This window comes from Mycobacterium sp. MAA66 (assembly GCF_041261665.1).
GTDB lineage: Bacteria > Actinomycetota > Actinomycetes > Mycobacteriales > Mycobacteriaceae > Mycobacterium.
Map to the genome: position 1 here is coordinate 1 of NZ_JBGCCC010000029.1, position 1,069 is coordinate 1,069.

Genomic DNA, 1,069 nt, shown 5'->3' on the forward strand with positions numbered 1-1,069 from the left:
TCGCGTGTGTATGCCCGCCCGGCGATGCCCCAGCCGCCGTCGGGCGCGTTGATCACGTTGACCCAGATGTTGTTCGGATCATGGTCGGGGCGTGTCGATTCGGCGACGATTCGGGTCGCGGCGTCAATGAACTCGCGCCGGTCGTCCACTGACGGCAGCCCGATGTTGGGAAGTTTGAGTTCCACGATGACTATCGGTCGATTGACCCCGCCGCCATAGATGTTCGTGGGGGGCAGGATGTTGAGGACGCCGCCGATGAGCGATGTGAAGAAGTCATTTCTGATGCCCCCGCTGATATCGAGCACGGCGTGTGTCAATCGAGGAATCACCGCGCGTTCGCCGTCATGGGTGAGTACTCCGGTCGGGGCTGTGACGGTAATCGGCATTGAGGCTCCAAGGTCAAGGACTAGGATGAGCGTACTAATCGAAGAGTACTAGGACGCGCGTACTAGTCAAGTCTTGGAGAGAGCCAACCATGCGTGATACTCGAGCGCGGATGATCGATGCCGCCATCGTGGAGCTCCAACGGCGCGGCTTGTCGGGCATGTCGTTCAGCGACGTGCTGGCGCGCAGCGGCGCCGCCAGAGGCGCGATCTACCACCACTTTCCGGGCGGCAAGACACAGATGGCGGCGGAGGCCGCGGAGACCAACGGCCGACAGGTCCGCGGAGACCTTGCCGCTCTGGAGGCGACGACTCCGCGCGGCGTGGTCGAGGCGTTCGTTCACGGGATCCGGCCCGTAGTCGAGGCGTCCGCTGCGGGCGGAGGGTGCGCAGTAGCGGCTGTCGCTGTCGGCTCTACCGGTGAGTCCGGCCCGCTACGAGCCGTCGCAGCAGCCTCCTTGTCCTCGTGGGTTGATCAACTCGCAGAGCGTCTCGCGTCAGCGGGCATGGACCCTAGCGCTGCATCCGACCTGGCGCAGATGCTGCTCGCCATTCTGGAGGGCGCCCACGTCTTGTGTCGAGCGGCGGGCAGCATCGAACCCTTCGACGACGCCGCGCGTGCCCTCACAGCACTTCTGCACGACGAGCGATAGGCATCACCAAGACCACCACGCCGATGTTTCAGG

Annotated in this window: 2 protein-coding genes; one reads left to right on the forward strand and one right to left on the reverse strand. The window is 64.4% G+C overall.

Annotated elements, in window-relative coordinates:
• On the reverse strand, positions 1–386 hold a 386-nt coding region (locus tag ABIA30_RS27390), incomplete at its 3' end, for a 4-oxalocrotonate tautomerase family protein (RefSeq protein WP_370071355.1).
• Positions 387–475: 89 nt separating this feature from the next.
• On the opposite strand from ABIA30_RS27390, the gene ABIA30_RS27395 reads away from it, so the two are divergent.
• Positions 476–1,036 carry a TetR/AcrR family transcriptional regulator gene (locus tag ABIA30_RS27395; RefSeq protein WP_370071357.1) on the forward strand — a complete coding sequence of 187 codons (561 nt, stop codon included), beginning with the start codon at positions 476–478 and terminating at the stop codon, positions 1,034–1,036.
• The last annotated feature ends 33 nt before the right edge of the window (positions 1,037–1,069 follow it).

What these genes read in the sequence shown, in the direction of transcription:
- ABIA30_RS27395 (WP_370071357.1), top strand. Translation starts at nt 476, where the DNA reads ATGCGTGATACTCGAGCGCGGATGATCGATGCCGCCATCGTGGAGCTC.